The sequence below is a fragment of the Luteibacter anthropi genome, assembly GCF_011759365.1.
Classification (GTDB): domain Bacteria; phylum Pseudomonadota; class Gammaproteobacteria; order Xanthomonadales; family Rhodanobacteraceae; genus Luteibacter; species Luteibacter anthropi.
The window spans coordinates 181457-208150 of the sequence record NZ_JAARLZ010000003.1 but is presented as its reverse complement, the minus strand read 5'-3'; the positions used below and the strand labels follow the sequence as shown (position 1 = coordinate 208150).

Sequence of the window (26694 nt, the reverse complement as noted above, 5' to 3'; positions counted from 1 at the left end):
ATGGACGTCTGGATGTCCAGATACGAAAATGCATAAGAGGTGCGTTGATCGAAACGCATTGTTCGCCTGGGCGAACAGCTTATGCCGGCATGTTCCGTGACTTGCTTTTGATTTCGTGATAGCGACGCCTCGGTATCCCCTTTTGACCTCCAGGGGATGCCCAGCGTTTCCCGGGGGCATGAACGTGTGTGGTGAAGGCAGCTGAATAGCCTTTCCTCTTCGAAGGTAGGGTGGTACGCATATCCTGCGTTCTTAGGGGGATGGCTATTTTCAAGGCATGAAATGATCATCATGAAAAGTAGGGTGTTTCGTTGAAGGATGCGTTCTCCAGTTAGCGTCCATCGGCATGGTGCCGATGAGCATGACTGAGGATGCCATCGATGGCTCATGGAAATACCCGTCTCGTACTCGCCTTGTGGTCTGCCCTTGGCATCGTCGCGGTAGCCAGCGCGCAGGACCTTACACCGACACACGTCGGTGCAGACGTATCCACATCCGAGCGCGCCAGTGGCACGAACGCCAAGCTGGATAGCAAGCTGCTCCGCCTGAAACAGCAGGCATCGCCGGCGTCGTCGTTCTCGACGCCGTCACCGTCCTCTACCTCCCAGTCGCGAAGCAGCGTCGGCGCCCCGGTGGCTGAGCAGGACTTCGTGAATGTAGACGTCGTCAGCAAGGGCGATCCGGTCGCACTGAGGAAGAAGCTGGAAGCGCTGGGTTTCAAGACCGAAGCCGTGTTCCGCAACAACATCGGCGGCCGCCTGCCTGTATCGAAGATCGACCAGGCGGCTGCGCTCGATGGCGTGCTTCGCATCAGTGCCCCCGAGGTGCATACCAATGCAGGTGACGTCCGCTCGCAAGGCGACTCCTCGCAACACAGCAAGCTGCTGCGCGATACCTATGTGCCGAAGGTGGACGGCACGGGCCTGACCGTGGGCGTCATCTCCGACAGCTTCAACTGCGCTTCCCAGCGTAATGCGGCCAATAGCAACAACGCGTTGTGGGTACACCAGCGCAGCCAGGAAGACGACGTTGCAAGCGACGATCTTCCGGCAGATCCGCAGATCGTGAAGGAGGCGGGTGAGTGCATCCGTGGTGGCACCGATGAAGGACGGGCCATGGCGCAGATCATCCACGATGTGGCGCCGGGAGCACGGATCGCGTTCTATTCCCCGTCGACGCAGACGGATTTCGCCCAGGGCATTCGCACGCTGGCCCTTCCGGTAGGACAGAAGGATAGCTTCGGGCGCGATGGCGCGGGCGCGCAGATCATTGTCGACGACCTGGGTTTTTTCGATGAGCCCCTGTTCCAGGAGGGCATCATCGGGGATGCCATCAATGAAACGGTCACGCAGAACGGCGCGGCCTATTTTTCGGCGGCTGGCAACGGGGCAAAGGGTGGCCGGGGCGCTTATGACAACGCGAACGCCGCCTTCGCGGCAACCGCCGTCGCCCGGGTGCGCAACGGCACCCAGCCGCTCAACGTCGGCGAGCGGCTGCTGAACTTCGATGCATCGGGTGTCACGACGGTCGTGAACATTCCGGTGACTCTTCAAGGCGTGAGGGCTGGCAGTAACAATCCGTTTACCGTGTCGGCGTACTGGGACCAGCCGGCGACGGGCGCTGGTTCGGCCTCGTCGTTGAACCTGTGCATCGGCGACCAGAACGGCGCCACATTGAATGCGGCGGCGCCGTTCTGCTCCGGTCCCTCGGGCGTCGGCCAGCCTGCGCAGGCACGTGTCGGCGTGAACTACACGGGAGGCCAGAACCTGGGTATCACCTTGCGACTCGGGCTGGTGCAAGGCGCTGCCCCAGGGCGGGTGCATCTGATCATCCAGAATGGCTTCGGCACCTTCAGCCGCTTCGGAACCGATTCGGGAACGATCTACGGACACCCGCTGGCGGACCACGCGGCAGCCGTGGGCGCGGCAGACTACTTCAACACACCGTATTGCCAGCCGGCCCTGCGCACCGCCCTGCTGGAGGATTTTTCGTCCTACGGCGGCACGCCATTCCTGTTCAATTCCGATGGCACGCCGCTCGCAGCGGCACGCATACCGGCCAAGCCGGAGTTCGTGGCGCCCGATGGCACGACGACGACCTTCTTCGGCAGCAATAGCCGTAACCAGGCCGGTACGCACGCGGCGGTCGCCGATTGCAGCCAGGTCCCCGGCTATCTGTCCTATAACTTCTACGGCACCTCGGCGGCCGCACCGCATGCGGCTGCGGTGGCAGCGTTGCTATGGCAGGCGGCTCCCACGGCGAACAGCGATGATCTTTACGGTGCGCTGAAAAGCTCGGCGCTCGACATGGACGATGCAGGGGTCGACTACAAGTCGGGACATGGCTTCATCCAGGCGGATCAGGCACTGGCGACCTTGCAGGAAGCCTTGAAACAAAAGGGTGTGTCGGTGAGGAAAGCGGTCAGTCGCTGACGGATTCGGGGACTGCCCACGCCAGCCTTCGTGTCATGACGAAGGCTGGCGCTTCACGCATGTATCAGTGTCGCGCCGGCCTTTTCAAGCGAAAGGCCGACGCGTTTGTCGATACCGCGTTCGACGATGATGCCCTGGGAAAGGCCTATGTCGCCGATGCGATAAGGCGATGCGGCATTGAGCTTCGATGCGGAGGCCAGCACGATGGTTTCTGCGGCTCGTGCGGCGAGCGCGCGTTTGACGTGGGCCTCCTCGAAGTCGCCCGTGCTGAAACCTGCGGTGGGATGCACGCCGGTGACGCCCATGAAATAGAGGTCGGCAGTGACGTGTGACGCGGCTTCGATGGCGGCTGCGCCGACGGTGACGATCGAATGCTTGAACAACCGACCACCGAGCAGGATCACCTCCACGGAGGCATGCCCGGCAAGTGCCACGGCCACGCTGGGGCTGTGGGTCACCACGGTGGCCGCCAGTTCGGCGGGAAGCTGCCTTACCAGCAGGTCCGAGGTGGTGCCCCCATCGATGATGACCACTTGTCCCGGGGAAATCAGGCTCGCCGCCTTGCGGGCGATACGCAGCTTGGCTTCGGCTTCCACGCCCAGGCGCGCTGCGAAGGGGGCGGTAGCCGGGGAGGCGGGGAGGGCTCCGCCATGCACGCGTTGCAGCAATCCTTCTGCCGCAAGCTCGCGCAGGTCCCGGCGGATGGTGTCTTCGGATACCTCGAATGCCACGCTGAGATCGGTGGCCACGACCTGGCCGTCCCGTTTCAGGAGGTCGAGGATGGCCTTCTTGCGGTGTGTCGTCAGCATGCACGAGGTTGCGTGTAATTGCACGAGATTGCATGGTAGCCTTTGCGGGCGGGCTAACGCAAACCGGAGCTATCCATGGAATCCACCAGCGATCGCGTCAGGCTCATCGACACCACCGTGCTTTCAGACAACTGGTACACCCTCAGGAAGATCACCTTCGATTTCCTCCGCCGTGACGGTACCTGGCAGCGGCAGAGCCGCGAGGCCTACGACCGCGGCAATGGGGCGACCATCCTCTTGCATAACCCGGCCACGGATACCGTGCTGCTGACCCGGCAGTTCCGCATGCCGGCCTTCGTCAATGGCCATGACGGCATGTTGATCGAGGCGGCTGCGGGCCTGCTGGACGATGCCACGCCGGAAGACCGCATCCGCCTGGAGGCGGAAGAGGAAACAGGCTATCGGGTGCGTGACGTGCGCAAAGTCTTCGAAGCCTTCATGAGTCCCGGCTCCGTCACTGAAAAGCTGCACTTCTTCGTCGGCGAGTACGACGCGGGCATGCGTGTTGGCGACGGAGGCGGCCTGGAAAGCGAAGGCGAGGACGTCGAGGTGATCGAAATGCCGCTGGATCGTGCGCTCGATGCCATCGCGGAGGGCATCATCATGGACGGCAAGACCATCATGCTGCTGCAGCACCTGGCGCTGCGTTCTGCGAATAAGGCCGCTCGTTGAGATGATGGGGCGTCAGTACGTGCGCGGATGCTCTGCAATGAACGCTTTCAGGGCGTTATCCATGCGGCCCTGCCACCCGTGCCCACCCGCCTTGAAGTAATCGATCACCTCGGAGGACAGGCGAATGGTCGTTGCGACCTTCGTCGGGGCTTTTTGGGGGCCGCGACGGCGCATGCCCAGTTTGTGCTGAACCGACAAGGGAAGGACGGAAGCCGATGGCTGGAATGCAGCCAGCTCGTCGGCTGAGAGTTCATCACGGACCTCTCCGTCAGGCAGGGTCAGTGGTTTGCTGGTTTTCATATCTGCGTACCTCGCGCCGGTTGGCTTTCCGGAAACTGATGACACGTATGCCAGTGGCCGTTTCTGTGAATACAACGACGTGTATTCGTCCGGAAAGCTCACCGATGGCGATGTAACGAGACTCTCCATAAGCCTTGCGATCATCGACGAAGACCAGTGCCCTATCGAAATCGAGTTCTGCAACCCGGTCGAAAGAGAGTTCTCGCTCGACGATGTTCCGCGTATTTTTCGCGGCATCGTAAGAGATATCCATGCTTATTGTACTAACAATTTACCGGAATTGCAGGGTCGAGGTCTCCTGGATCCACCAGCCAGGCACGATCCGGCATGATCGCGAGCCTCCCGGTTGGCGTGAATCGGTCGTCTGCGATGTGGCCCGCGGGGGAATATCCGTGGGCAATGAAGGTCTTACTTGTAGGCCGTAGGCGGTTTACGACACGAAGAGGCACGGCGTGCCCTGGCTGCGTGACTATCCGGCAGGAGCATGGCCATTTTGTGGCGGGATAACGGCGTGATCATGGATGTGAGTGGTAGCCCGGCCGACGCCTCGGCCGGGCTATATACGCATTACTCAGCGGGCATCGCCCGAGCCGCTGAACTGTCTTGCCAGGTGGGTCACGTAGTTGTCGGTCATGCCGCTGACGTAGTCGAGCGCGCGCATCAATGCGTGGTATTTCGGGGACTTTTCACCCGCGGAGCGAAGCTCGGGATGGAAGGAGTATTCGCCGATGAGGTCGATGACGCGCTTGGAGCGGTAGTTGTCCTTGCCCCGGCCCTCGGCATGTTCGACCGCGACCCCGCAGACGACCTTCAGCACCGTGGCAATCGTGTTGTACGCGCCGATTTCCAGCTCGACCTTACGCGGATGCTGGTATACGCGCTGCTGCGCGAGCTGCTTGGCGGCCTGCACGCAGTTACGTACCCGCTCCTCGCACAAGGGCAGCAGTTCGGTGACTTCCCCGCGGAGGATGGCGTCCTCGTTGGCGATGAACGCATCGGTGCCGGCATCCACGAAGGCGGAAATGACCTTGCCACGGATGAGCGGAGGCTTCCTGCCCGGGCGCAGGCCGTGGAGATCGCGCTGGAGTTCGTCGATGCGGCTTTCGTCGAGCACCGGCCGGAGCAGCTGGAAGACTTCCTCCCATTGCAGGATGCCCATCTCGATACCGTCTTCCAGGTCGAGAATGGCGTAGCAGAAGTCGTCGGCCATCTCCATCAGATGCACCAGTGGATGCCGGGAATACCAGTGCCTGCCCTGGTTGATGAGTCCCGTGGCGTGGGCCACTTCCTCGAACAGGGCGGTTTCCGCGCGATAGACGCCGTACTTGTTGCGCTTGGGGCGGTCGCCGGTGACCGCATCGAGCGATAGCCATGGGTATTTCACGAAGGCGCCCAGTGAGGCGTAGGTGAGCCGCAGGCCGCCATCGTAGGGGTGGTATTCCGTCGTGGTCAGTACGCGGAAACCTTGCGCGTTGCCTTCGAAGAGCCGCAGGTCGGAGGCCTCGTCGTCGGCCAGGTCACCGATCAGATCCTTGCCGGCATCCTCGGAAAACCAGTGGCGGATGGCCTCCTCGCCGGTATGGCCAAAAGGCGGGTTGCCGATATCGTGCGCAAGACAGGCGGTCTGCACGATATCGCCGATGTCCGTGGCGCTGAAATGCTCGGGAATACGGTGTTTTTCCAGTAGACGCTGGCCCACCCGCATGCCCAGCGTACGACCGACGCACGCCACTTCCAGGCTGTGGGTGAGCCGGTTGTGCACGTGGTCGTTGGTGGCGAGGGGGTGGACCTGGGTCTTGCGGGCCAGGCGCCGGAACGATCCGGAAAAGATGACTTTGTCGTGATCGGAATGGAACGGGGAGCGCCCTTCCTCTTCCTTGGGCGGCCGGTTTCCCAGCCGGTTGGCATTGAGCAGCTTGTCCCATTGCATCATGACGAAAGAGCCTTTGATCCACAGGTGGGGAAGGCACAGTGTAGGGCGTCGGCAGTCATGTTGCGGCCGGCGCCCTATGATCCGATCATCGATCTGCGTCCTGATACAGGGTAGTCATTTCCGATGTCATGGATCGGTCATGGCGGTTTTCGATGATCTGTCGTTTGCGCGATGCGACGCACGAGGGCACGATGCACATCCGACAGGGTTCCCATCCGGTGCTTGCGCGGGCAAAGGCCCTGCTGCTTGCCGCTATGGCCTTTGGCAGTGCGGTCACAGGGTTTGCGTCACCCGCTGCCGATGCTCCCTTGCAGGTGGAGCGTGTGCTGATGGTCTTCCGGCATGGCGTGCGTGCACCGCTGCCCGGTGAGATCGGCGCGCAGGCCACTTCAACCTGGCCGGCATGGCCGGTGGCAGCGAGCGTGCTGACGCCGCATGGCGACAAGGGCATGCGCCTGCTGGGCGCCTATCATCGCCACTGGCTGGTGCAGGCCGGGGTGCTGCCTGAGCGGGGGTGTCCGGCAAAGGACTCCCTCTGGATTCACAGCAATACCGAGCAGCGGACGATCGCCAGCGCCGGTGCGCTTGCCGACACGCTGGCACCTGGTTGTGGCGCAGGTGTCGAACATCGGGCTGAGAACAGCGACGATCCGCTGTTCCATCCCGTCGAGGCCGGCGTGGTGGATTTCGATGCCAAGGCGGCGGTTGCTTCGATCGCGGCCGAGACCGGAGGCCCCGACGCCATCGTTACGCCTTACCGGCCAGCCCTCGACACCATGGCCCGGGTACTGGGCTGTGCTTCCGGTTGCGATCGCCTATGGGGCGCGGCGTCGCTTGCGCCCTCGGACGACGGGCATTCCTTGTCCCTGCACGGGCCGATCGCATCGAGTTCGGGTACCGCGGAGGTGTTCCTGCTTGAATACGCCGAAGGCATGTCCATGGATAACGTGGGCTGGGGGCGGGCTTCTCCCGACGATCTTGCGGCGATGTCGCGGCTGCATGCGCTGTTGTTCGATATCCATGCGCGGCCTCGTTACATGGCGGAACGACTTGGTGCTCCGCTGGCGAACCTCGTCATCCAGCGCTTCGGGCAAGCGGATGCTCCCCGCCTGAGTGTCCTGGTGGCCAGCGATAACAACATCGCGGCTCTGGCTAGCCTGCTTGGCGTGCATTTCCAGGTGCCGGGCTATGGTCGCGACGACCCTCCGCCGGGTGGCGCGCTGGTGCTCGAACTGCTCGGTGACGCCAAGGGCCATCGTTTCGTCCGGGTGTCGTATCGGGCACAGACGCTTCAGCAGCTGCGTGACCTGGCGAAGCTGGACAAGACGCATCCTCCGTATACGCAGACTCTCGTTCCGGTAGGATGCCAGGCGGTGGTCTGCGCGTGGTCGCAGGTAGCTTCCCGCCTGGAGCCTGCGGCGCAGCGACTGCATCATTGATGATGTTCAGGGAGCGATGTGGCGCAAGGCACGCATCGCCTCCTCGTTACCCTGTTTCTGCGCTACCTGATAAGGGGTGCTGCCCTGGGCATCGCGATGTGCCGGGTCCGCTCCATGCTGCACCAGCTCGGTCATGATGGCGGTACGTCCGAACATGGCGGCAAAGGACAGGGCGGTTTCTCCTGCGTTGTTGACCTGATCGATCGGGCAGGTGGTTTTCAGCAAGCGGCGCGCGATATCGAGTTCACCCTTGTACAGAGCGCCCATGAGTGCGGTATTGCCATTCCTGTCACCCAGGCAGGCATCGGCACCTCGTTCCAGCAGATAGTCGAGGGCGGCGGGCTGGTGGTCGTAAGCGGCGAGAATGGCGGCGGTATAGCCGGACGACGTGCGGGCATCGATGGGATAGCCGGCATCGAGCAGTGCATCGAGGATATCGCTGCGGCCGGCACGGGCGGCATCGAACCAGGTGTCGTCATAGGTATGCGCATCCACGTATTGCGCCTTGCCCAGTGTTTCCGCATCGACATGGCGCACGGCGAGACGCAGCGAAGGCGACATGATCCAGACGCCAGCAATCACCAGTACGGCAAGCAGCGGCAGCCAGCAGGAAGGGCGACGAAGCAGGGAAACGGCTTTCATGACATGAAGGTCTCCGGGGCGATGCCCCGGAGACCGGCTCCCTCTTAGTCCTGCAGGCCGTCGGACAGGCTCTTCACGCGGGCCAGGTCCGCATGCAGGGCCTTGGACAGGCGTTCGCCGTAGTCGCGGTCGGCACGGTAGAAGTACGACAGCATGCGGTACAGGTTGTCCTGGTTGCGCACGTGGGACAGGTCGCCGCTCAGTGCCGTGACCAGGTCGGTCTTGTCCTGGGCGGTCAGCGAGCGATAGTACTCACCAGCCTGGAAGAAGTTGCGCGGCTTGCTGGTGGCCTGCTGCTGGGTCGTACCCTGCAAGGCCGTGCGCACGCTCTTCGCCGACAGGTCTTCCGACACTTCGTTGATCCCCGAGGGTTCGTAGTTCGTCTCGCCCTTGCGGCCGCTCGAATTCATCGTGCCGTCCTGGTTCTCGTTGCTCACGGCAACGGCGGGACGGTTGATCGGCAGGCTGTTGTAGTTCGGACCGAGGCGGTACATCTGGGTGTCTGCGTAGGCGAACAGCCGACCCTGGAGCATGCGGTCCTCGGACGGTTCGATGCCCGGCACGAGGCGTGACGGTGCAAATGCCGACTCCTCGGTGCTTTCGAAGTAATTATCCGGTACCCGGTCGAGCGTCATGGTGCCGACCTTCCGCTCCGGCACACCCGTCCATACCTTGGTGTCGTCCAGCGGATCGAAGTCGAACCTGGTCAGCTCTTCCGGCGTGAGCACCTGTACATAGAGATCCCACTTTGGCACGTCGCCCTTGCGGATGGCCCCGTAGAGATCATTGGTGTGCAGGTTCCAGTCCTTGCCGATCGAGGCGGCGATCTCGTTCGGGCGCAGGCCGTGGATGCCTTGCAGGCTCTTCCAGTGGAACTTCACGTAATGGACTTCGCCCTTGGCATTGACGAACTTGAAGGCGTGGACCGCATAGCCGTCCATGTGGCGATAGGAGTCCGGCATGCCTTCCACCGTGTAAAGGTGGGTGAGCATGCTGGTGGCTTCGGGCGTATGGGCGAAAAAGTCGAACGCGAGATCGGCATCCTGCACGCCGGTCACGGCGCTGGGCTTGTTCGCATGCACGAAGTCCGGGAACTTGATGGCATCGCGGATGAAGAAGATCGGCCAGTTGATACCGACCATGTCCCAGTTGCCGTCCTGCGTGTAGAACTTCACGGCGAAGCCACGCGGGTCACGCGCCTGCTCCGGCGAGCCGCGATAACCCATCACGGTGGAGAAGCGTACGAACACCGGCGTGCTGGTGCCGGGAGTGAAGACCTTGGCGCGGGTGAGGTCGGAGAGATCGCCGCTGGGCGTGAAGCTGCCGAAGGCACCGGTGCCACGGGCGTGCACCACGCGCTCGGGGATGCGCTCGCGGTCGAAGCGTTGCAGCTTTTCGATCAGGTGCGAATCCTGCAACAGCACGGGGCCCGCCGGTCCGGCCGTCTGCGAGTTCTGGTTGTCTCCCACCGGGGCGCCGCCGTCGGTGGTGAGGTGCTTCTCCTGGGCGACGGCGGTGCCGCCGAGGATCGCGGCCAGCGCAAAGGCGAGCCGTCCCATCGTTACCTTGTTCAATGTCTCATTCCTGCCATACACCCCTCTGGTGCTGGCAGGCATGGTGCGAATCCGTGGCGTCGCCATCCAATCGTTCGTTGCTATGGTCGTCATAGCGCGAATGAATGCATGTCCTTTCATGTGACGAAGTCCGCATATATACGTGACTTCGCATAGTCATCGGCTAACGCGTGCAGCGTCGCGTTGCAAATTGCCTATGGCCGGATGGTACTCATGGCGTCCATGAGGCGAAGCATGTCGTCGCGGTGCGTGGTGCTGGCGCGCCATGCCATGGCCAGTTCGCGCTGTCGGCCGGGATGCACCGACCGGCGATAGACCACGCCATGCATCGAACGTTCGGCGGAAGCGGGAACCAGCGTGCAGCCTTCGCCGGCAGCGACACGATAGAGCAGGGCATCGAGTGTCGGCGATGCCTTGGCGGCACCGGGCGCACCGGCGGCATGGATCGCCTGCTGGCGCAGGCAGTCCGGTTCGGTGAGCAGCAGGCGCGATGGCGCATCGAGTTCGTGCCAGTCCGGTCCGTCGGCGCGTGCCGCGGGGTGGCTGGCAGGGCAGGCCATCAGCAGGGGTTCCGTGCCGAGAGAGCGGTGGTCCAGGGAGCGATGGATGACAGGAGCGGTCATGATGGCGGCGTCGATGTCGCCGCTAGCCAGTGCCGCCGACAGTTCGGTGCTGGAAGCTTCGCCGAGCAGCAGTTCCACGCTGGGAAAGGCGCTGCGCAATGATGCAAGCAGGCGCGGGAAATACGATGCGGCAAGGGTTGGAATGGCCGAGAGCCGCAGGACCCCGTTGAAAGCACTGTCAGGGCGACGGGCCAGCGCAAGCAGTGCACGGCCTTCCGCCAGTGCACGGCGCATCTGTTCGACGATGGCATGGCCCGCAGGCGTGGTCACGACGCCGCGCGGCGTGCGCTCGAAGATGGGCGTATGCAACCGTTCCTCGATACGGCGCACCTGCACCGAAAGGGAGGGCTGCGCGACATGGCATTGGCGTGCGGCACCCACAAAGCTGCCCAGCTCCGCCACGGCCACCACGTATTCCAGGTCACGGAACGACAGGCCGGTGAAGTTGGGTTTCGGCGAAGCCGCGGTGACGTCCATTGCCTTCCCTCACCTGACAGGCCCGTGAGCTTAGTCGTCGGATCGGAAGGGGGGAAATCGAAGCTTTCGATGAGGACAATAGCCTGGCGCTATCGCGAAACCCTGTAGGAGCCGACCTTGTCGGCGACCCGCGGCAGCGGGTAATGCATCGCCATTCCCGGTCGCCGACAAGGTCGGCTCCTACACAAGCCGGGTCAGGCGGCGACGCGGTTGCCCTGGTCGATAACCTCGATCTCGTGCGACAGCGCATACACCACCCGTCGCATCAGTTCATGCCTCAGCACTTCACGCTGGCGGAAGGCCGAACGATGCTTGCTGGCCACATCCTGCTCGTTGCGCTCGGGCTCGGACGGCGGCAGGTCGAAGAAGCCGTCACGGGCAAGCACGCCGCTGGATTCGATCCAGAAGGCATCGTACGACGCCTTGACCTTGCCCGAGCGGGCGAGGGCATGGCGGTCGTTGCCGATGCCACGGATACGGGAAATACCGTGTTCTGCCGCGATGGCGTAGATGAGCGACAGCAGCAGGTTCTTCGGACGCAGGCCATGGCACTGCCGGGTGACCGTGCGCACGCGCTCCTGGCCGTCTTCGGTGGACGGACCTTGCAGGCAGCCGATCAGCAGTTCACCACGCGAGGGCGCGAAGGTGATGGTGGCCGAGAACAGCAGGGTGTCGTCGGCGGTGGCCAGGGCAAGATTCAACTCGCCTTCGCAACCTTTGCGGACCGGCGGCATCAGCAGCACGCGCAGCGGTTCGCCGCTCTTCATGGGTACTTCGGTAAGCACCACGCGGCCGTCCGTATAGATGCGCTCCAGCATGCCGGCCGGGAGTTCGGCGGTGAGGAAACGGAAATGGTCCATGACCGTGCGCAGCGTCTTGCGCTGGCCGTAACCGCGGCTGAGGAAGCGGTGCTGCCAGCGCTCGATAAGCCGGCCGTCGCGCTGTACGGCGGCCCGAAGGGCCGGGTGGCTGTCGAGCAGGGCCAGCCAGCGCAGGTGAAGCAGGGGAGCCGCCAGGCATCGCACCGCATAGCGCAGGGCGGACGACCGGTAGGACCGGCGGTTCGACCAATCGTTACGGTTGCGGAGGCTCTGAAGCATCCTGTTCAGGGCAGGCATGGGGGCGTTCGCGTGGGGACGTAACGGCGAGGCTAATCGCAATAACTTTCGGCTGGCTTTCGCAAGCTTTCGTCCGGCCCCGGGTCAGGCTTCCAGCGGATCATCGGAGTGCAGCTCGTCCATCCAGCCCCGGCGTCGGTGGAGCACCCATTCCACGTGCTCGGCGAACATTACGTCGATGGCGCCGCCGCGATCCATCGAGGCCAGCCGTCCCTCGGTAATGTTGCCCAGGTACACGGCTTGCTCGGCATAGCCGGCGATGCCATCGGCCTCCAGCTGGGCAAGGACGGCGCGGAGATTGACGTGTCGTGCATTCTGGACTGGCATGGCCGGAGCATCGCGGATATCACCTGAATGATCGGCGAGTTTAGCCAAGGCTTTAATCGCCACGGCGCGACCCTGTGGCCACGCCGTGGCAAGGCTGTCAGAAGACTACCTGTGCCCGCATGCCGACCGAGTTGCCGGCATCGGGTCCCTGGAAGCTGCCGACCTTGTTGGCCGTGTTCCAGTGGATGTAGTTGAGCATCAGGCGCGACCAGTCGTTGAGGTACCAGTTGAGCCCCAGCGTATAGCTCTTGCCCTTGCCGCCACGGGGCGCGTCGGCGAAATCGTAGTGATCTACACGCCCGGCCAGCTCGAAGGCGCCCCAGCCGCCGGAGGTCACCGGATCGTTCACCTTCACCCCCTTCCAGCTGCCCGAGCGGGACGAGAACCCGGGCGCTTCGCCGGTGATCATCCAGCCCGCGGCGAACGACGAGCCATGCCGGCTGACAGAACCCGCGGTACGCGAATCGATCGTCCGTTTGCCGTATTCGTTCATCATCCAGAAGTTGCGCAGTACGCCGCCGAGTTCAAAGCCCTTGCCGTGGTCCTGGGTAGGATTGGCGATGGAGTTGGCCGACACGGCGAGGTTGTCGTTGTAGTCCAGCGCGATGGACGGGGTGTTGTTGATGCTGGTGATCGCGTCGCTGATCTTCTCGTAGTAATACCAGGCACCCAGGTGCAGGAAGCCGCTTTCGTTCTTCAGCGGATTCCAGTGCGCGCGGGTGAGGTAGGTGGTGGAATCCGTGCTCGTGCCCGACGTGGAACTGCTCGGGGCATTGCCGTTCACCGACAGGCTGTAGTGCCAGTTGTCGCCGTACATGCGCATCTGTGCACCCATGCCGAAGTAGCTCACCACCGGCTGGCCCACGGCCGTGGCGGCGTTGCGCAGCATGAACGGTACGCGGGCCGATTCCGACGACCCTTCGGTGCCGAGGTCCTTCAGGAAGTTGCCCAGGTAGAACTTCGTGGCGTTGCCGAACAGGCGGGTGGCATAGGTCAGGTAGGTCTGGCGCAAGGCCACCTTGTTGTCGGCGAAGTCGGCTTCCACGTGGTACCCGAGCGCGCCGACCGTGCCCTCGCCACCCAGGCGTGCGCTGGTGATCTGCGCGCCGCTGATGTTGCGCGTGGCGTAGTTCGATCCCTTCGTGCGGGTGAAGTCGACCAGCAGGCGGCCGTCGGGCTTGAAGGTGAAGAAGCCATCGTCGCTACGGAACATCGGGCCGGCCTCGTTGCCACGACCCCAGCGCGTGCTGCCGCCGGCAGGGCCGCCATTGCCCGTGCCGCGCGCCAGTGCCACGGCCATCTCGCTTTCGCGCGTATCGGCGATGGCGGCCTGGACCTGTGCATCCCGTTGGGTGGCAAGCGCAGGTTTCGCCGCGACAGCGGGAGTGCCGGAGGCATCGCTCGCGGGATGGCGTTCACCTTCCACCGTGGCAAGGCGACGCTTGAGTTCTTCGATTTCCGCCGACTGCGCCTTGATCAGCTTCAACAGCTGGGCGTTGGTCACCGTGTCGGCGGCAAACGCCGGGGCACCGGTGGTAGCGAGCAGCACGGCGGTAATCGCCGTGCAAAGGCGAGTGTGGTTACGCATGGATTGTGTTCTCCCCTGGGGCGCCCGGAGGCGCTCAGTTTTCGTCGGGACCGGTGTCGTCGGTCGCAGGCGTGGCACGACGGCCGGTAGTGCTGGCAGGTCGGGCAAAGGGTGAAGTGTCAACAGCGGAGAAAAAGCCGTTGCGCCGTGCCCATGCCGCAAACAGGCGCGGCCATGCCGCCACCGCGGAACCGGGATCGCCCAGGCCCCAGCCATGACCTCCCTTGTCGAAGACGTGCATTTCGGCGTCTACGTCGTTCTTCTTCAGTGCCTGGAACATCACCAGGCTGTTGCCGATGTTCGCGATGGGGTCGTCGGCGGCTTGCGCGAGAAACGTCGGCGGCGTGTCGTGAGACACATGCAGTTCCACCGAGTAGGCCTGCACGGCATCGCGCTGGGTGGACAGCTCGCGGAACGAGCGCGTGGTGTCGAACGGTGCCTGCAACGACACGACGGGATAGATCAATCCGGCGAAATCCGGGCGTGCGGATATCTGGTCGGTCGCATCCACAGGCGTATAGAACGCATCGCCAAAGCGGGTTTCCGCGATGCCGGCGAGATTGCCGCCCGCCGAGAAGCCCAGGATGCCGATCCGCTTCGGATCAAGGCCCAGCTCCTGCGCGCGTGCACGCACCATGCGGATGGCACGCTGCGCATCCTGGAACGGCGCTGCGGCCGGCCATTGATCGGCGGGCAGGCGGTAATAAAGGACAATGGGCGTCACACCGAGCGCGGCCAGCCACTTTGCGGTGGGCATCACCTCATGGCCGATACCGATGCGGAAATAGCCGCCACCGCCCATGAGGATCACCGCCGCGCCATTGGCGCCCGCCGGCTTGTACACCTCGATACGCGGCCGGCTCACATTCGATACCGCGCCCACGCCCGTGCCGCTCTGTCCGATGCGTTCGGGGCCGGAAGGCCCGTTGCCACCGGGTGGCTTGCCGGGCCACAGGTCGATCGTCACCGGCTTGCCGGGCGCCTCCTGTGCCGAGGCGTGGCCGAGACAGGCCAGCAAAAAGGCCGCCGCGATAATCGCGACGCGACAGGTATTCATGGTGTTTCCCCCTGTGTGACATGGAGCGGGTGGCCGTCGTTGTCGACGCCACGAGGCGCAAGGGCCGCGTCGAGGGCCTTGCGGTCGAGCGCGCCTTCCCAGCGCGCGACGACGACGGTAGCCACGGCGTTGCCGATGAAATTGGTGAGCGAGCGGCATTCGCTCATGAAACGATCGACGCCGAGAATCAGCGCCATGCCCGCGACGGGTAGCGAAGGCACGACGGACAGCGTGGCGGCCAGCGTGACGAAGCCTGCGCCGGTAACGCCTGCGGCGCCCTTGGAGCTCACCATCGCCACCAGCAGCAGGGCGATCTGTTCTCCCAGCGTCAGGGGCGTATTGGTGGCCTGGGCGATGAACAGCGCAGCCAGCGTCATATAGATATTGGTGCCGTCGAGGTTGAACGAATAACCCGTGGGCACCACCAGCCCGACCACCGACTTGTCGCAACCGGCACGCTCCATCTTTTCCATGAGCGAGGGCAGGGCGGCTTCCGACGATGATGTGCCCAGCACCAGCAGCAGTTCGGCCTTCAGGTAGCGCAGCAGCCGGAAGATGGAAAAACCGGTGAGGCGGGCGACGGTACCCAGCACCACGATCACGAAGAGCAGCGAGGTGGCGTAGAACGTGCCCACCAGCAGGAACAGGTTGGACAGCGAGCCCACGCCATAGCGGCCGATGGTGAAGGCGATGGCGCCGAAGGCGCCGATGGGTGCCGCCTTCATCAGCAGATGCACGAGGCGGAAAACGGGCGCCGTCAGGGCCTCGAAGAAGTCCACGACCGGCCGGGCCCGTTCACCGGCCAGCGTGAGCGAAATACCGAAAAGCACGGCTACCAGCAGCACCTGCAGGATATTGCCGGAGGTGAAGGCGCCCAGCACCGTGTCCGGGATGATGTCCATGAGGAAGCCGGTCAGCGACATGTCGTGCGCTTTCGAGGCATATCCCGCCACCTCGGCGGAAGAGAGTGACGACAGCGGGATGTTGAGCCCGGCACCGGGCTTCACGACGTTGGCGACAATGAGCCCCACCACGAGGGCCAGCGTCGAGAACACGACGAAGTACACCATCGCCTTCAACACCACGCGGCCGACGGCGTTGAGATGGGGCATACCGGCGATGCCGGTCACCACGGTGAGGAAGATCACCGGGGCGATCACCATCTTCACCAGCTTGATGAAGGCATCGCCCAGCGGCTTCATCGAGGCGGCGGCATCCGGCCACCAGTGGCCGAGCAGGGCACCCAGCGCGATGGCAAACAGCACCTGGACGTAGGTCTGTCGCCAGAATGGCACGGGGGCAGAAGGGAGGGCGTGGCTGGGGGACATGGCGGGCAGCGGAAGCTTCGGTTGCCGTTTTTGTAGCCTGTCCGGGCCGATTCACCCATAACACATTCCGGTTAGATGGCCGGCGGGTATGCGACCATGCCCCGCGATATGTCGATCCGGCGCCCCTTACGATGGCTATGGTTATGCCTGCTCCTGCTTGCCATGGGCGGCAGCGCCACGCTGGGCGGCTGGCTGGCCTGGCAGCGCGGGATGGATGGCATAGCGGCGCAGGCCGGTGACCGCCTGGAACTGCATGCTCTGGCGGTACAGCGCCTGATCGATCGTTTCCGGGTGTTACCGACGGTGCTGGCGCTCGATCCGCACCTGCGCGCTGCGCTGGCGACACCCGCATCCGCGGAGCAGGTGCGCAACCTCGACGACTGGATGAAACGGGCCAACGAAGCGGCCCACGCGTCCACGCTGACCCTGCTGGATCATCAAGGCAGGGCCATCGCCGCCAACAACTGGGATACCCCGGCCAGCAATGTCGGCATCGATTACCGTTTCAGGCCGTACTTCCAGGATGCAATGCGCGAGGGGCATGCCACCTTCTATGCGGTAGGCGTGTCCACCAACGTGGCAGGTTATTTCATCGCGCAGGCCATCGAGGACGATGCGGGCCAGCGCCTGGGCGTGGTCGTGCTCAAGATCACCCTGGATACCCTGCCCGACGACTGGAAGAAGGGCGGCAACGACATCGTGCTCCTGGCGGATGCGCACGGCGTGGTTTTCCTGGACAACCGCGACGGTGCATGGAGCTATCGCAGCCTGGGTCCGTTGACGGAAGCGGCACGTGTGGACATCGATGCGACCCGTCAGTACGGCGGCCGCCCCCTGCCTCCCATCGGACGCAGGATCTTCGGGCCACTGGGCGACGGTGGTGAGCGGGTCAGGGCCACGTCGCCGTCGCTGTCGCACGACGTGGTCTGGCGTTCCCTGGCGATGCCACAGCAAGCCTGGACTCTTCACCTGCTCGCCGATGCGCATCCGGCGATGATCGCCGGGCGTCATGCGGCGTTGATTGTCCTGATCGCCTGGCTGCCGGTGATCCTGTTCGGCCTGTTCCTCCAGCAACGCTGGCGCCTGGCGCGCTTGCGCCAGCGCAGCCGTGAAGAGCTGGAGCAGATGGTGGCGCATCATGCCGCCGCCTTGCGTTCGGCGCAGGACAGCGTGGTTGCCGCAGCCCACGAGGCCACACAGACCGGACAGCGCAGCCTGGAACACCTGCCGCAAGGCATCAGCGTGGTCGATGCCGACCTGAAACTGGTGGCGTGGAACTCCCGATATCAGCAGATCTTCGGCTTCCCCGATGAATACATGCGTGTGGGCCGGCCCATCGAAGACATGTTCCGCTTCAATGCGCGCCGTGGCCTGCTGGGCCCGGGTGACGTGGAAGACGCCATCGAGCGGCGCCTGCAATACCTGCGGCAGGGCAGCCCTCATATGTACGAGCGCGAACGGCCCGACGGCACCACCTTCGAGATTCATGGCAATCCGCTGCCCGATGGCGGCTTCGTCACCAGCTATGCCGATATCACCGCCTATAAGGCCGCCGCGCGCGAACTGCGTACGTTGACCAGTTCGCTGGAGCAACGCGTGGACGAACGCACGCGTGACCTCAACGAGGCGAAAGCGGAAGCCGAGCGGGTCAGTCGTTCGAAGACGCGCTTCATCGCCGCGGCAGTGCATGACCTGCTGCAACCCCTCAACGCAGCCCGGATGTTCCTCGGCGCGCTGGCCGAACGGGCGTCCGGCGCGGAGGAAAGGGAACTGGTGGAACGGGTGCGCCAGGCCTTGCAGACCCAGGACGAACTGCTCGCAAGCCTGCTCGACGTGTCCCGCCTCGAAGGTGGGGCCGTCGAGCCGAGGCTGACGAACCTGGCGCTGGGGCCCATGCTTTCGGACCTGGCTCGTCAGTTCGGCCTGCTTGCCGCTGCACGCGGGCTGGCGTTGCACGAAGTGCGCACGCAGGTGCACGTACGCAGCGATGCGTTGTTGCTGCGTCGTGTATTGCAGAATTTCCTGTCCAATGCGATCCACTACACCCCACGCGGGCGTGTCGTGATCGGCATCCGGCGCGTTGCGGGATCGGCACGTATCGAGGTGTGGGATACCGGCCTGGGCATTCCCGAGGCGAAGACCCGGGCGATCTTCGACGAATTCCTGCGCCTGGATAGTGGCGTGGATCGTGACCGGCGCAGCGCGGGCCTTGGCCTGTCCATCGTTGACCGGATCGGGCGCCTGCTCGGTGCGCCGGTGACGGTACGGTCCTGGCCTGGGCGGGGCAGCGTGTTTTCCATTGCGGTGCCGCTGGCCGTCGCGCCGGGCGTCGAAGCGACGACGGATCGTGCGGTCGATGACGATTCGCCGCTCGTCGGGCGGCGCATCCTGTTGGTGGATACCGACGAAGCCACGCGTGCCTCCACGGCCTCGTTGCTCGCAGGCTGGGGCTGCGACGTCGTGGCGGTGGGAGGCGCCGAAGCGGCCCTCCGCCACGCGGAGACGGATGACCCGCCGGATGTCTTGATCCTGGAACATCCCCTGGACGACGCTCCCGGCGATGGCTTGCGAACGAGTCTGCGCGCGCGCTGGGGCACGAAGCCGCCGACGGTGTTGATCGCCATGAGGCCATCGGAATCCGACATCCGCAACGCGGCAGACGAGGGCCTGCGTTATCTGACCAAGCCGCTGGCTCCCGCGCGATTGCGGGCGGTACTGAGCCGCCTTCTCATGGTCTCCCACCCACCTTCGTAGGAGCGCGCCTGCGCGCGACCGTACAGGCGAAAACCAGCGGGAAAGGTCACCCGCAAGGCGCTCCTACAAATGCGAGCCTTCGACGCCTTCGTCGATGTCGAGGGATTTCACCAGTACCGCGGCCTGGGTACGCGAGCGGCAGTCCAGCTTCTGCAACACGGCGGTGACGTGAATCTTCACCGTGTTCTCCGCAAGCCCCAGTTCGGCGGCAATCTGCTTGTTGAGCATGCCTTCGGCCAGCAGCATCAGCACGCGGAACTGCTGCGGCGTGAGGCTGGACAGGCGGGCGGCAAGCTTCGCGTCCTCATCGCTGCGTTCCGCACGCGTACCCACGAAGGCCGTATCCCCGCGCATCACCGCGGCCACCGCATCGCGCAGCACCTCGGCAGGCGTGGATTTGGAGACGAATCCCGCAGCACCGAACTGCTGCGCGCGACGCACATTGCGCGGGTGATCGTTGGACGACACCACCAGCACAGGGATATCCGGGTGCTCGCCACGCAGCCAGAGCAACGAGGAAAACCCCATGGCACCCGGCATGGTCAGGTCGAGCAGGACGAGATCGACGGGTTCCCCGGTGGCGAGTACGGCCTCCATCGCACTATGACTGCCTGCTTCAAGGGCACGCCCTTCACGCAGGAGGTCGGCGAGCGCGTGCAGCAGCGCGCCGCGGAACATGGGGTGGTCGTCGGCAATGAGCAAGGTGATGGCCATAAGCCGATTCTAACCGGGTGCGGGGTGGTCCAGCCCCATGACCGTGCGCAAGGCGAAGCGCCTGAACAGTGGCACATGCGCAGCGATGGGCAGTACCGCGCGACGCAGGCCGCGCAACGCCGCATTGCCACCGCGTGCCACCGTGGTAACCGCCTTGATCCGCTCCACGACGGCCTCGTGCACGATATGGCGCTGGCTGTTGTAAGTGGCGAGTGCCTCGGCGACGTGATCCGGCCGCGCCGACAGGCACAACGAAAAAGCGGCGGCGTCTTCGATACCCAGGTTCATGCCGCGCGCACCCACGGGGGAGTGGATATGCGCCGCATCGCCGCCCAGCGCCACCCTGCCCAGAGCACAACGGTCAGCGACCCGATGGGCGATATGAAAGTTGGAAGTCCACAGGGGCGACCCGGCCGTTGTACCCGAAGGCAGTCGCGACAGCGGATCAGGCAGGCTGGAGATGACGCGCCACACGGAGTCATCCAGGGCGAGCAGGAACATCATGCCGTCCGGGAAGAACAGGACATGGGCGTAGCGGTTATCCAGCGAGGTATCCAGCGGAATGTCGAACAAGGGCCATGTTTCCGGAAAGGCGCTTCCGGGAAAATCGATGCCCAGTTTCTGACGGAAACCGCTGTGCGCACCATCGGCTGCAAACACGGCATCGAAATGGCCCACACCCACGCAGCTGTCGTCGAGGCAGACCCGTGCCGACATGTCGTCCTGGCAGAGCAGGCTTGCCTTGCGTCCGCGTTCCACGACGATGCCTTCCGCAGCCAGCGCTTCGGTTAGCAAGGCCTCGCTACGCTCCTGTGAAAGCACCAGGAGCCCGTAGCGGGGATGCATGCGCTCGGCCTCCACGCAGGCCAGCTGCCTGCCGTTTTCATGGAAGCAGACACCTCGGGCCGGACGACCTTCCGCCAGCATGCGCTCGGTGACGCCCGTGGATTGCAGCAGGTCGAGTGTGCGTGGGTTCACGGCGAGTGCACGGGAATGCGCAGCGGGTGTCGTTGCCGCATCCACGATGCGCGGATGGAAACCCTTGCGTACCAGGAAGAGAGCGGCCGCGAGTCCGGTGGGACCCGCACCTGCGATCAGCACCGAAGGATGGTTCATCGACCTGGCTCCATGTGTGCGATACATGCAGCCTAGGCCCGTGCGCATGACCGCGTCAACGATGCACGGGAACCTGCTGGGCTTCGAGCGTGCGCATCAGCGCGACATCCAGTGGCGTAGCCGGCACGTTGCCAAGACGTTCACGGAGTCGTGTCCCGTCGAGTTCCACCGATGCTTTCCACAGATAACGCATCTTGCGCAGTTCACGCAGTGTTTCGACGAAAGGCGATGCAAGCGTGAGCAACGGCCACGGGAATGTGCCCATCCGTAGCGAAGCATTTCCTGTGACGCGTCGCAGCGCTGCCAGCAGTTCGTGGCCGGTGATCTGGTGGCCGTGGAAGTGATAGCGCGCAAAGGTTTCGAGGTTCTCCTCGTCGGCCAGTAGCGCCGCGAGTGTTGTGCCGACGTCCGGCAGATACGCCCAGGCATGGGGCAGGGAGGCATCGCCGGGATACGGCAGCACGTTCAGCGGTTTGCCCGGTTTCACCAGGCCACCCGAGAACCAGTTATTGCCCGTATGCGGACCGAAGAAGTCGCCGCAGCGCAGGATCAGCGAGCGCACGCCTTCATGCGCAGCCTGCTCCATGCGTCGCTCCAGCTCGACACGGATCTCGCCTTTGCGGGTGACGGGATGCTGGGGGGAATCCTCGCGAAGCAGTGGAAACGCATCGTGCCCGTAGTTGTAGATCGTGCCGGGCAACACGACCCGGACGCCGTGCTGGCGTGCGGCGGCCAGGGTGTTGTCGATCATGGGCAGCACCTGGCGCTCCCAGTCGCGATATCCCGGCGGGTTCACGGCATGCACGATCACCGAGGCACCGCGAGCGGCGGCACGGACGTCGTCTGCATGCAGGGCATCGCCCTGCACCCAGCGAATGTCGGAGCTGCGGGTGGGCAGGCGGCGGGTGAGGGCGGTGACCTGCCAGCCGGCAGCGAGCAGGGCGCGGGCGGTTTCACCACCGACGCCGCCGGTGGCGCCGAGAACGAGTGCAGTCTTGTGGGTCATGGTGGCGTATCCGGAAGAAGGTGAAGCCAGTCTGTGCCCGTTCGTGCTATACGGGAATTGGCTAAATGCTTATGGTTGCCATAAAAAAATGAATAGCCAGGCCCTCTCCTGGGATCTGCTTCGATCCTTCCTCTCGGTGATGCGGGAGGGCAGCCTTTCCGCCGCCGCCCGGGCGCTGGGCATGACCCAGCCGAGCCTCGGGCGCCATGTGCGTGAACTGGAGGCGGCGCTGGATGTGCCCCTGTTCGCGCGGGGCCCCCAGGGCCTGGTGCCGACCGATGCCGCCCGCGAACTGCTGCCACATGCGGAGTCCATGGCGGCGGCAGCGGCGTCCATGTGGCGGGCAGCATCAGGCGCCCAGGACGAATTGCGTGGCGTGGTGCGCATCACCGCCAGCGAGGTGATTGGCGCGGAGGTGCTGCCGGCCATGCTGGCGACATTCCGTCGTGAGCACCCGGGCATCATTTTCGAGCTGTCCACCACGAATCGCACCGAAAACCTGCTCAGACGCGACGCGGACATCGCCGTGCGCAATACGGCGCCCAAACAGGATGCGCTGGTGGCGCGGCACGTCGGTCGTGTGTCGATGGGGTTCTACGCACGTCCCGATTACCTCGACCTTGCCGGGCGGCCACAACGCCTCGCCGACCTGACGCAACATGCGCTGATCGGCTTCGACGAAGAGCGCTCCTACGTGCGTGCCATCCGTCCCGCCGACCTGCCGTATACGCGCGAGCATTTCAGCCTGCGCACCGACAACGACCTGGCCGCGCTGGCGGCGATGAAGGCCGGCTACGGCATCGGCATCTGCCAGGCGCCGCTCGGGCGTCGTTACGGACTGGAACGCCTGCTTGCGGAAGCGGCCGACGTGCCGCTGGATGTCTGGGTCGTCACCCATGAAGACTTACGTGCAAGCCGGCGCGTGCGCGCCGTTTTCGATCATCTCGCCGAGGCCCTCACGGCCTATCCGCACACATGAAAACTGCTAACCTCCCGCGTCCGCCCTGTGGAGACCGACCATGAGCCTGATCCAGACCCCCGTTTCCTACGGCGAGCTGATCGACAAGATGACCATCCTGCAGATCAAGCTGCAAGAGATCCGCGACGAGGCAAAGCTCGCCAACGTGCGCAACGAGCTTGAGCTGCTGGATGCGACGTGGAAGAACGACGGCGCGTCGAAGACCGACATTGCGGCGGAAACCGAACGCCTGCTGGCGGTGAACAAGCGCCTGTGGGATATCGAGGATCGCATCCGCCTGAAGGAGCGCGCGCAGGAGTTCGACGCCGATTTCGTCAAGCTGGCGCGTTCGGTGTATTTCGAAAACGACGAGCGCGCAGCCATCAAGCGCGAGATCAACCTGAAGCTGGGTTCAACCCTGGTGGAAGAAAAGTCATACCAGGACTACCGCGCCCCTGAAGCGTGAAAACACCCCTGTAGGAGCGCGCCTCGCGCGCGACCGGGGGTATCGGCACGTCCGGTCGCGCGCGAGGCGCGCTCCTACAGGGAGATGCGGAGAAACTGCGCGCAGGCCTCGAAGCGATCCACCATATCGCTCACTTCAACGAGATCCATCACGCCAGGCTTCTCGATCTTGGTACCCCACGGAATCTCCGACGCCGGCTTGCCGAGGAACTTCCGCGCCGCGTCGTCATATCGATTCACACACCAGCGCCGGTCGGAATACGGGCCCGAGCGGTCCGGATTGCTGGCTGCATGCAGCCCAAGCACCTTCACACCGGCCGCGTTGGCCATGTGCATCGGGCCGGAATCGGGCGTAAGCAGCATCGACGAGCGCCCCAGTAGAGCCATGAAGCGCTTCAGCGTGTCCTTGCCAGTGAGGTCCAAAGGCCGGTTCTTCACCTGCGCGAGGATGGCATCGGCCAGTGCGCGTTCGCCCTCCGAAGGGCCACCAACCAGCGCAACGCGCATGCCTCGCGACATGGCATGGTCCACCAGTGCGGCATAACGCTCGACACGCCAGTTACGCAGCGCATGGCTGGACATCGGGCTGACCAGCAAGGTCGGCATATCGCCGGGCAGTTGCCCTGCGGCCCAGTCGCGGTCGTCGGAGGAGACTGGGATATCCCAGCGAACCTGCGTCTGTGCCAGGCCCAGCGGTTCGATGAAACTGGCCATGGCATCGAGCACGTGTTCACCGCTACGGGCGGCTATCCGCTCGTTGACGAACAAGCCGTGCAGGTCTTTCGAGCGGGCCTTGTCGTAACCGATGCGACGATCCGCCTTCACCGTGAGGCTGAGCAGGTTCGAGCGCAAGGCCACCTGCATGTGCAGCAGTGCATCGAAGCGCCTTCCGGCCAGGGCCTGCCGCACCTCGCGCAGGCCCTCGCGGCCCTTGCCCTTGTCGAAGGTGATGAACTCCACGCCCGGCAGGTCGCCGACCAGCCGGCGCTCGAGCTTGCCCACGATCCAGGTCAGCCGGGTCGCCGGCGCCTTCTCCTGAAGGGTGCGCACGAGCGGTACGACATGCGTCACGTCGCCGATGGCGGACGTGCGCAGGATGCAGAGACTGGAATCTCCCGACGGGAGGGGGCGGCTTGGTAGACTGGGCACGATTGGATTACCGGGACGGGAGGCCGCCATGATGGGCGGCCCGACAATGACAGACCATCGCGTAATGGAGGCTGCGGACGGAGCGATTCTGTTCGACGCGGCCCGTACAGCTCAAGTCGGCCACGACTGGTTTTCGCCGGAGTACTGGCGGGAGCGCGGTCTGCTGCGCACCCAGGCCGGTGGTCGCGGCGGCGTGGCCATCATCGATTCACCGGCTGGCGAGGCGGTGCTTCGCCATTATCGGCGCGGTGGCATGGTGGCCGCCCTGCTGGGCGATCGCTACCTGTTCACAGGGCGCCAGCGTACCCGCAGCGAGCGTGAATTCCGCCTGCTCGTGGAACTGGAGCGCAGGGGCCTGCCCATATCGCCGCCCGTGGCGGCGCGGTATCTCCGGCATGGCCTGCGCTATTCGGCCGACCTCATCACCTTGCGCATTCCCGATGCGGTCACGCTTGCCGAAAAGGTCGCCCAGGGCGGTTTCAACGAAGCGCTTGCAGCAAGGGCAGGCGAGCTCGTGGCACGCTTTCATCGCGAGGGCGTGTGGCATGCGGACCTCAACGCACACAATATCCTCGTGAACGCGCAGGGCCTGCATCTCATCGATTTCGACAAGGGCCGCCTGCGCAGCCCGGCTGCCGGCTGGCGCCAGGGCAACCTGTCACGCCTGCGGCGTTCGCTGGTGAAAGTAGGGGCTGCCGAAGGTGGCGACACCTTCGATGCGGTGCTCTGGCCCGCACTTGTGGCCGCATACGAACGGAGCCTGTCGTGAGCTGGCATCTGCATTTTCTGGGTACGGGCGCCGCCCATGCGGTGGAACTGGGCTCGTCGGCCGTGGTGGTCGAGCGTGATGGACAACCGCTGCTGCTGGTCGATTGCGGTCCCGACACGCTGGATCGCTACGTGGCCACTTACGGCGCGCCTCCGTCGGCGCTGTACATCACACATACCCATATGGACCACGTGGCAGGCATGGAACGCCTGTTCTTCCGCCTGTGGTTCGATGAGGCGCTCCGCGGTCGCACCAGGGTCTACCTGCATGCCGGGCTGCTGCCATGGTTGCAGGGCAGGGTGGCCGACTACCCTGGCGCCCTCGCCGAGGGCGGCGTCAATTACTGGGAGGCCTTTCATCTGGTGCCCTTTACCCGGGGTTTCTGGCACGAGGGTCTCTGGTTCGATGTCTTTCCCACGCGCCACCACGTCCAGGGCACTTCGTACGGCCTGGCCCTGCGCGGGAGCTTCGTTTTCACGGGTGACACGCGGCCCGTGCCCGAGGCGCTGGCGATCCATGGCGCCCATGGCGAGCTGGTAGCCCACGATTGCGGGGTGATCGGCAATCCGTCGCACACCGGCGTGGATGATCTGGAGCGGGAATATCCCGACGAGATGCGTTCGCGCATGGCGCTGTACCACTACGGCAGTGTCGGTGACGGTGAGACGCTGGAGGGGCGGGGGTATCGCATTGCGCATCCGGGGGAGAGGCTGGGGTTGCCTGAGCCACATGCCACGCGGGGAGATGCGGGTTGAGGTTATTCCGGTCGCGCGCAGGCGCGCTCCTACAAGGCAAGGCCCTGTAGGAGCGTGCTTGCGCGCGACCGGTAACGCGATAACCCCGAACAAACCCGAAGCGCCAAACGCTTGTGTCCCCGCCACGCTCCCGTTATCCTTCCGCTTCTTTGTCGGGCAGGATTCCGGCAAGGAAGAAGCTGTACCAGTGCGGAGAGGTGTCCGAGTGGTTTAAGGAGCACGCCTGGAAAGTGTGTATACGTTAATAGCGTATCGCGGGTTCGAATCCCGCCCTCTCCGCCACTTGCAAGATCAAGGCTTCCCACAGTCCGCGATTCCGCCAAACGGAGCCGCAGCCTGAGGGGCGGGATTTGAACCCGCGCGGGTTCGACGAATTTGTCTGGAACAAATTCGGTCGGCCGCAGGCCGACCCCGTAGCGAAGCGAAGGGGCGAGGGCAGGATAGCCCGAGCAATCCCGCCCGGCGCTAAAGGTCAGAGCAACCTGCTTTTTTGCAATGCGAAGCGAGCAAAGCCCAGCGATGCGAAGCGAGCAGTAAACAGAACTACCGTCTTTATGGTGACCCTGTCGGTCCCCCCGCGACGATAGTCCGTAAATCCCGCCAGGTCCGGAAGGAAGCAACGGTAGCGGACGACTCGGGTGCCGGGGTGTGGCTGGCAGGGTCATCGCCTTTTCAGGCGCAAGCTTTCG

24 protein-coding genes, 1 tRNA gene and 1 other RNA gene are annotated in these 26694 nt (G+C 64.3%); 10 read left to right on the top strand and 16 right to left on the bottom strand.

The window, feature by feature from the left end; genetic code table 11:
• The first annotated feature begins 380 nt into the window (after positions 1 to 380).
• The gene (locus tag HBF25_RS06385) at positions 381 to 2432 is read left to right on the top strand and encodes a S8 family serine peptidase (RefSeq protein WP_166947118.1); all 2052 of its coding nucleotides are present in this window, start codon (positions 381 to 383) and stop codon (positions 2430 to 2432) included.
• Positions 2433 to 2485: 53 nt separating this feature from the next.
• Here HBF25_RS06385 and HBF25_RS06380 read toward each other — a convergent pair whose 3' ends face one another.
• Positions 2486 to 3241 carry a DeoR/GlpR family DNA-binding transcription regulator gene (locus HBF25_RS06380; protein WP_166947117.1) on the bottom strand — a complete coding sequence of 252 codons (756 nt, stop codon included), beginning with the start codon at positions 3239 to 3241 and terminating at the stop codon, positions 2486 to 2488.
• A 75-nt stretch (positions 3242 to 3316) separates the two neighbouring features.
• Here HBF25_RS06380 and HBF25_RS06375 point away from each other — a divergent pair, with 75 nt between their 5' ends.
• Positions 3317 to 3913, top strand: coding sequence for an NUDIX domain-containing protein (locus HBF25_RS06375; RefSeq protein ID WP_166947116.1), 597 nt, complete (start codon positions 3317 to 3319; stop codon positions 3911 to 3913).
• Between the two features lie 12 nt (positions 3914 to 3925).
• On the opposite strand, the gene HBF25_RS06370 is transcribed toward HBF25_RS06375, so the two are convergent.
• From HBF25_RS06370 to HBF25_RS06360, 3 genes are all read right to left on the bottom strand, one after another.
• On the bottom strand, positions 3926 to 4213 hold the full coding sequence (locus HBF25_RS06370) for a BrnA antitoxin family protein (RefSeq protein WP_166947115.1): 288 nt from the start codon (positions 4211 to 4213) through the stop codon (positions 3926 to 3928).
• On the bottom strand, positions 4182 to 4466 hold the full coding sequence (locus HBF25_RS06365; RefSeq protein ID WP_166947114.1) for a BrnT family toxin: 285 nt from the start codon (positions 4464 to 4466) through the stop codon (positions 4182 to 4184). The genes HBF25_RS06370 and HBF25_RS06365 overlap by 32 nt, the downstream gene beginning before the upstream one ends.
• 318 nt (positions 4467 to 4784) lie before the next feature.
• Positions 4785 to 6146: a deoxyguanosinetriphosphate triphosphohydrolase gene (locus HBF25_RS06360; RefSeq protein ID WP_208392448.1), complete on the bottom strand. Its 1362-nt coding sequence runs from the start codon at positions 6144 to 6146 to the stop codon at positions 4785 to 4787.
• Positions 6147 to 6337: 191 nt separating this feature from the next.
• Between HBF25_RS06360 and HBF25_RS06355 the strand changes: the two genes are divergently transcribed.
• Positions 6338 to 7585: a histidine-type phosphatase gene (locus tag HBF25_RS06355; RefSeq protein ID WP_166947113.1), complete on the top strand. Its 1248-nt coding sequence runs from the start codon at positions 6338 to 6340 to the stop codon at positions 7583 to 7585.
• 6 nt (positions 7586 to 7591) lie between these two features.
• On the opposite strand, the gene HBF25_RS06350 is transcribed toward HBF25_RS06355, so the two are convergent.
• From HBF25_RS06350 to HBF25_RS06315, 8 genes are all read right to left on the bottom strand, one after another.
• Positions 7592 to 8227 (bottom strand): ankyrin repeat domain-containing protein, encoded by a 636-nt coding sequence (locus HBF25_RS06350; RefSeq protein WP_243853100.1) that lies wholly within the window; start codon positions 8225 to 8227, stop codon positions 7592 to 7594.
• A gap of 44 nt (positions 8228 to 8271) precedes the next feature.
• Positions 8272 to 9786 (bottom strand): catalase, encoded by a 1515-nt coding sequence (locus tag HBF25_RS06345; protein ID WP_166947332.1) that lies wholly within the window; start codon positions 9784 to 9786, stop codon positions 8272 to 8274.
• 209 nt (positions 9787 to 9995) lie between these two features.
• On the bottom strand, positions 9996 to 10901 hold the full coding sequence (locus HBF25_RS06340; protein ID WP_166947112.1) for a LysR family transcriptional regulator: 906 nt from the start codon (positions 10899 to 10901) through the stop codon (positions 9996 to 9998).
• A gap of 194 nt (positions 10902 to 11095) precedes the next feature.
• Positions 11096 to 12019, bottom strand: coding sequence for a VirK/YbjX family protein (locus tag HBF25_RS06335; protein ID WP_166947111.1), 924 nt, complete (start codon positions 12017 to 12019; stop codon positions 11096 to 11098).
• An 84-nt stretch (positions 12020 to 12103) separates the two neighbouring features.
• Positions 12104 to 12394, bottom strand: a complete 291-nt coding sequence (locus HBF25_RS06330) for a hypothetical protein (protein WP_166947110.1) — start codon at positions 12392 to 12394, stop codon at positions 12104 to 12106.
• Positions 12395 to 12443: 49 nt separating this feature from the next.
• Entirely contained in the window at positions 12444 to 13934 is a 1491-nt protein-coding gene (locus HBF25_RS06325; RefSeq protein ID WP_166947109.1) for an OprO/OprP family phosphate-selective porin, read from the bottom strand.
• A 34-nt stretch (positions 13935 to 13968) separates the two neighbouring features.
• On the bottom strand, positions 13969 to 14991 hold the full coding sequence (locus tag HBF25_RS06320) for an alpha/beta hydrolase (RefSeq protein ID WP_166947108.1): 1023 nt from the start codon (positions 14989 to 14991) through the stop codon (positions 13969 to 13971).
• Positions 14988 to 16319, bottom strand: a complete 1332-nt coding sequence (locus HBF25_RS06315; protein ID WP_166947107.1) for a dicarboxylate/amino acid:cation symporter — start codon at positions 16317 to 16319, stop codon at positions 14988 to 14990. The genes HBF25_RS06320 and HBF25_RS06315 overlap by 4 nt, the downstream gene beginning before the upstream one ends.
• Before the next feature lie 96 nt (positions 16320 to 16415).
• Between HBF25_RS06315 and HBF25_RS06310 the strand changes: the two genes are divergently transcribed.
• Entirely contained in the window at positions 16416 to 19073 is a 2658-nt protein-coding gene (locus tag HBF25_RS06310; protein WP_243853098.1) for a hybrid sensor histidine kinase/response regulator, read from the top strand.
• 63 nt (positions 19074 to 19136) lie between these two features.
• Here the strand turns inward: HBF25_RS06310 and HBF25_RS06305 are convergent, their stop codons facing one another.
• Genes HBF25_RS06305 through HBF25_RS06295 form a run of 3 tightly spaced genes read right to left on the bottom strand, consistent with a single transcriptional unit; the run spans position 19137 to position 21909 of the window.
• Entirely contained in the window at positions 19137 to 19787 is a 651-nt protein-coding gene (locus tag HBF25_RS06305) for a LuxR C-terminal-related transcriptional regulator (protein ID WP_166947106.1), read from the bottom strand.
• Between the two features lie 9 nt (positions 19788 to 19796).
• Positions 19797 to 20903: an FAD-dependent oxidoreductase gene (locus tag HBF25_RS06300; protein ID WP_166947105.1), complete on the bottom strand. Its 1107-nt coding sequence runs from the start codon at positions 20901 to 20903 to the stop codon at positions 19797 to 19799.
• A 55-nt stretch (positions 20904 to 20958) separates the two neighbouring features.
• Positions 20959 to 21909 (bottom strand): NAD-dependent epimerase/dehydratase family protein, encoded by a 951-nt coding sequence (locus HBF25_RS06295; RefSeq protein ID WP_166947104.1) that lies wholly within the window; start codon positions 21907 to 21909, stop codon positions 20959 to 20961.
• A gap of 88 nt (positions 21910 to 21997) precedes the next feature.
• On the opposite strand from HBF25_RS06295, the gene HBF25_RS06290 reads away from it, so the two are divergent.
• A complete protein-coding gene (locus tag HBF25_RS06290) occupies positions 21998 to 22888 on the top strand; it encodes a LysR family transcriptional regulator (RefSeq protein ID WP_166947103.1) in 891 nt (296 codons plus the stop codon).
• 40 nt (positions 22889 to 22928) lie between these two features.
• Positions 22929 to 23333, top strand: a complete 405-nt coding sequence (locus tag HBF25_RS06285) for a DUF6165 family protein (RefSeq protein ID WP_166947102.1) — start codon at positions 22929 to 22931, stop codon at positions 23331 to 23333.
• 74 nt (positions 23334 to 23407) lie between these two features.
• Here HBF25_RS06285 and HBF25_RS06280 read toward each other — a convergent pair whose 3' ends face one another.
• A complete protein-coding gene (locus HBF25_RS06280) occupies positions 23408 to 24481 on the bottom strand; it encodes a glycosyltransferase family 9 protein (protein WP_341778050.1) in 1074 nt (357 codons plus the stop codon).
• 46 nt (positions 24482 to 24527) lie between these two features.
• Here HBF25_RS06280 and HBF25_RS06275 point away from each other — a divergent pair, with 46 nt between their 5' ends.
• The 4 genes from HBF25_RS06275 to ffs all read left to right on the top strand — a co-directional run bounded on the left by HBF25_RS06275 (position 24528) and on the right by ffs (position 26666).
• Positions 24528 to 25250 carry a 3-deoxy-D-manno-octulosonic acid kinase gene (locus HBF25_RS06275; protein WP_166947100.1) on the top strand — a complete coding sequence of 241 codons (723 nt, stop codon included), beginning with the start codon at positions 24528 to 24530 and terminating at the stop codon, positions 25248 to 25250.
• A complete protein-coding gene (locus tag HBF25_RS06270; RefSeq protein ID WP_166947099.1) occupies positions 25247 to 26005 on the top strand; it encodes an MBL fold metallo-hydrolase in 759 nt (252 codons plus the stop codon). Before HBF25_RS06275 ends, HBF25_RS06270 begins: the two co-directional genes overlap by 4 nt.
• A gap of 191 nt (positions 26006 to 26196) precedes the next feature.
• A tRNA-Ser gene (locus tag HBF25_RS06265) sits at positions 26197 to 26287 on the top strand.
• 282 nt (positions 26288 to 26569) lie between these two features.
• Positions 26570 to 26666: signal recognition particle sRNA small type (gene ffs, locus HBF25_RS06260), an RNA gene on the top strand.
• Positions 26667 to 26694 lie beyond the last annotated feature (28 nt).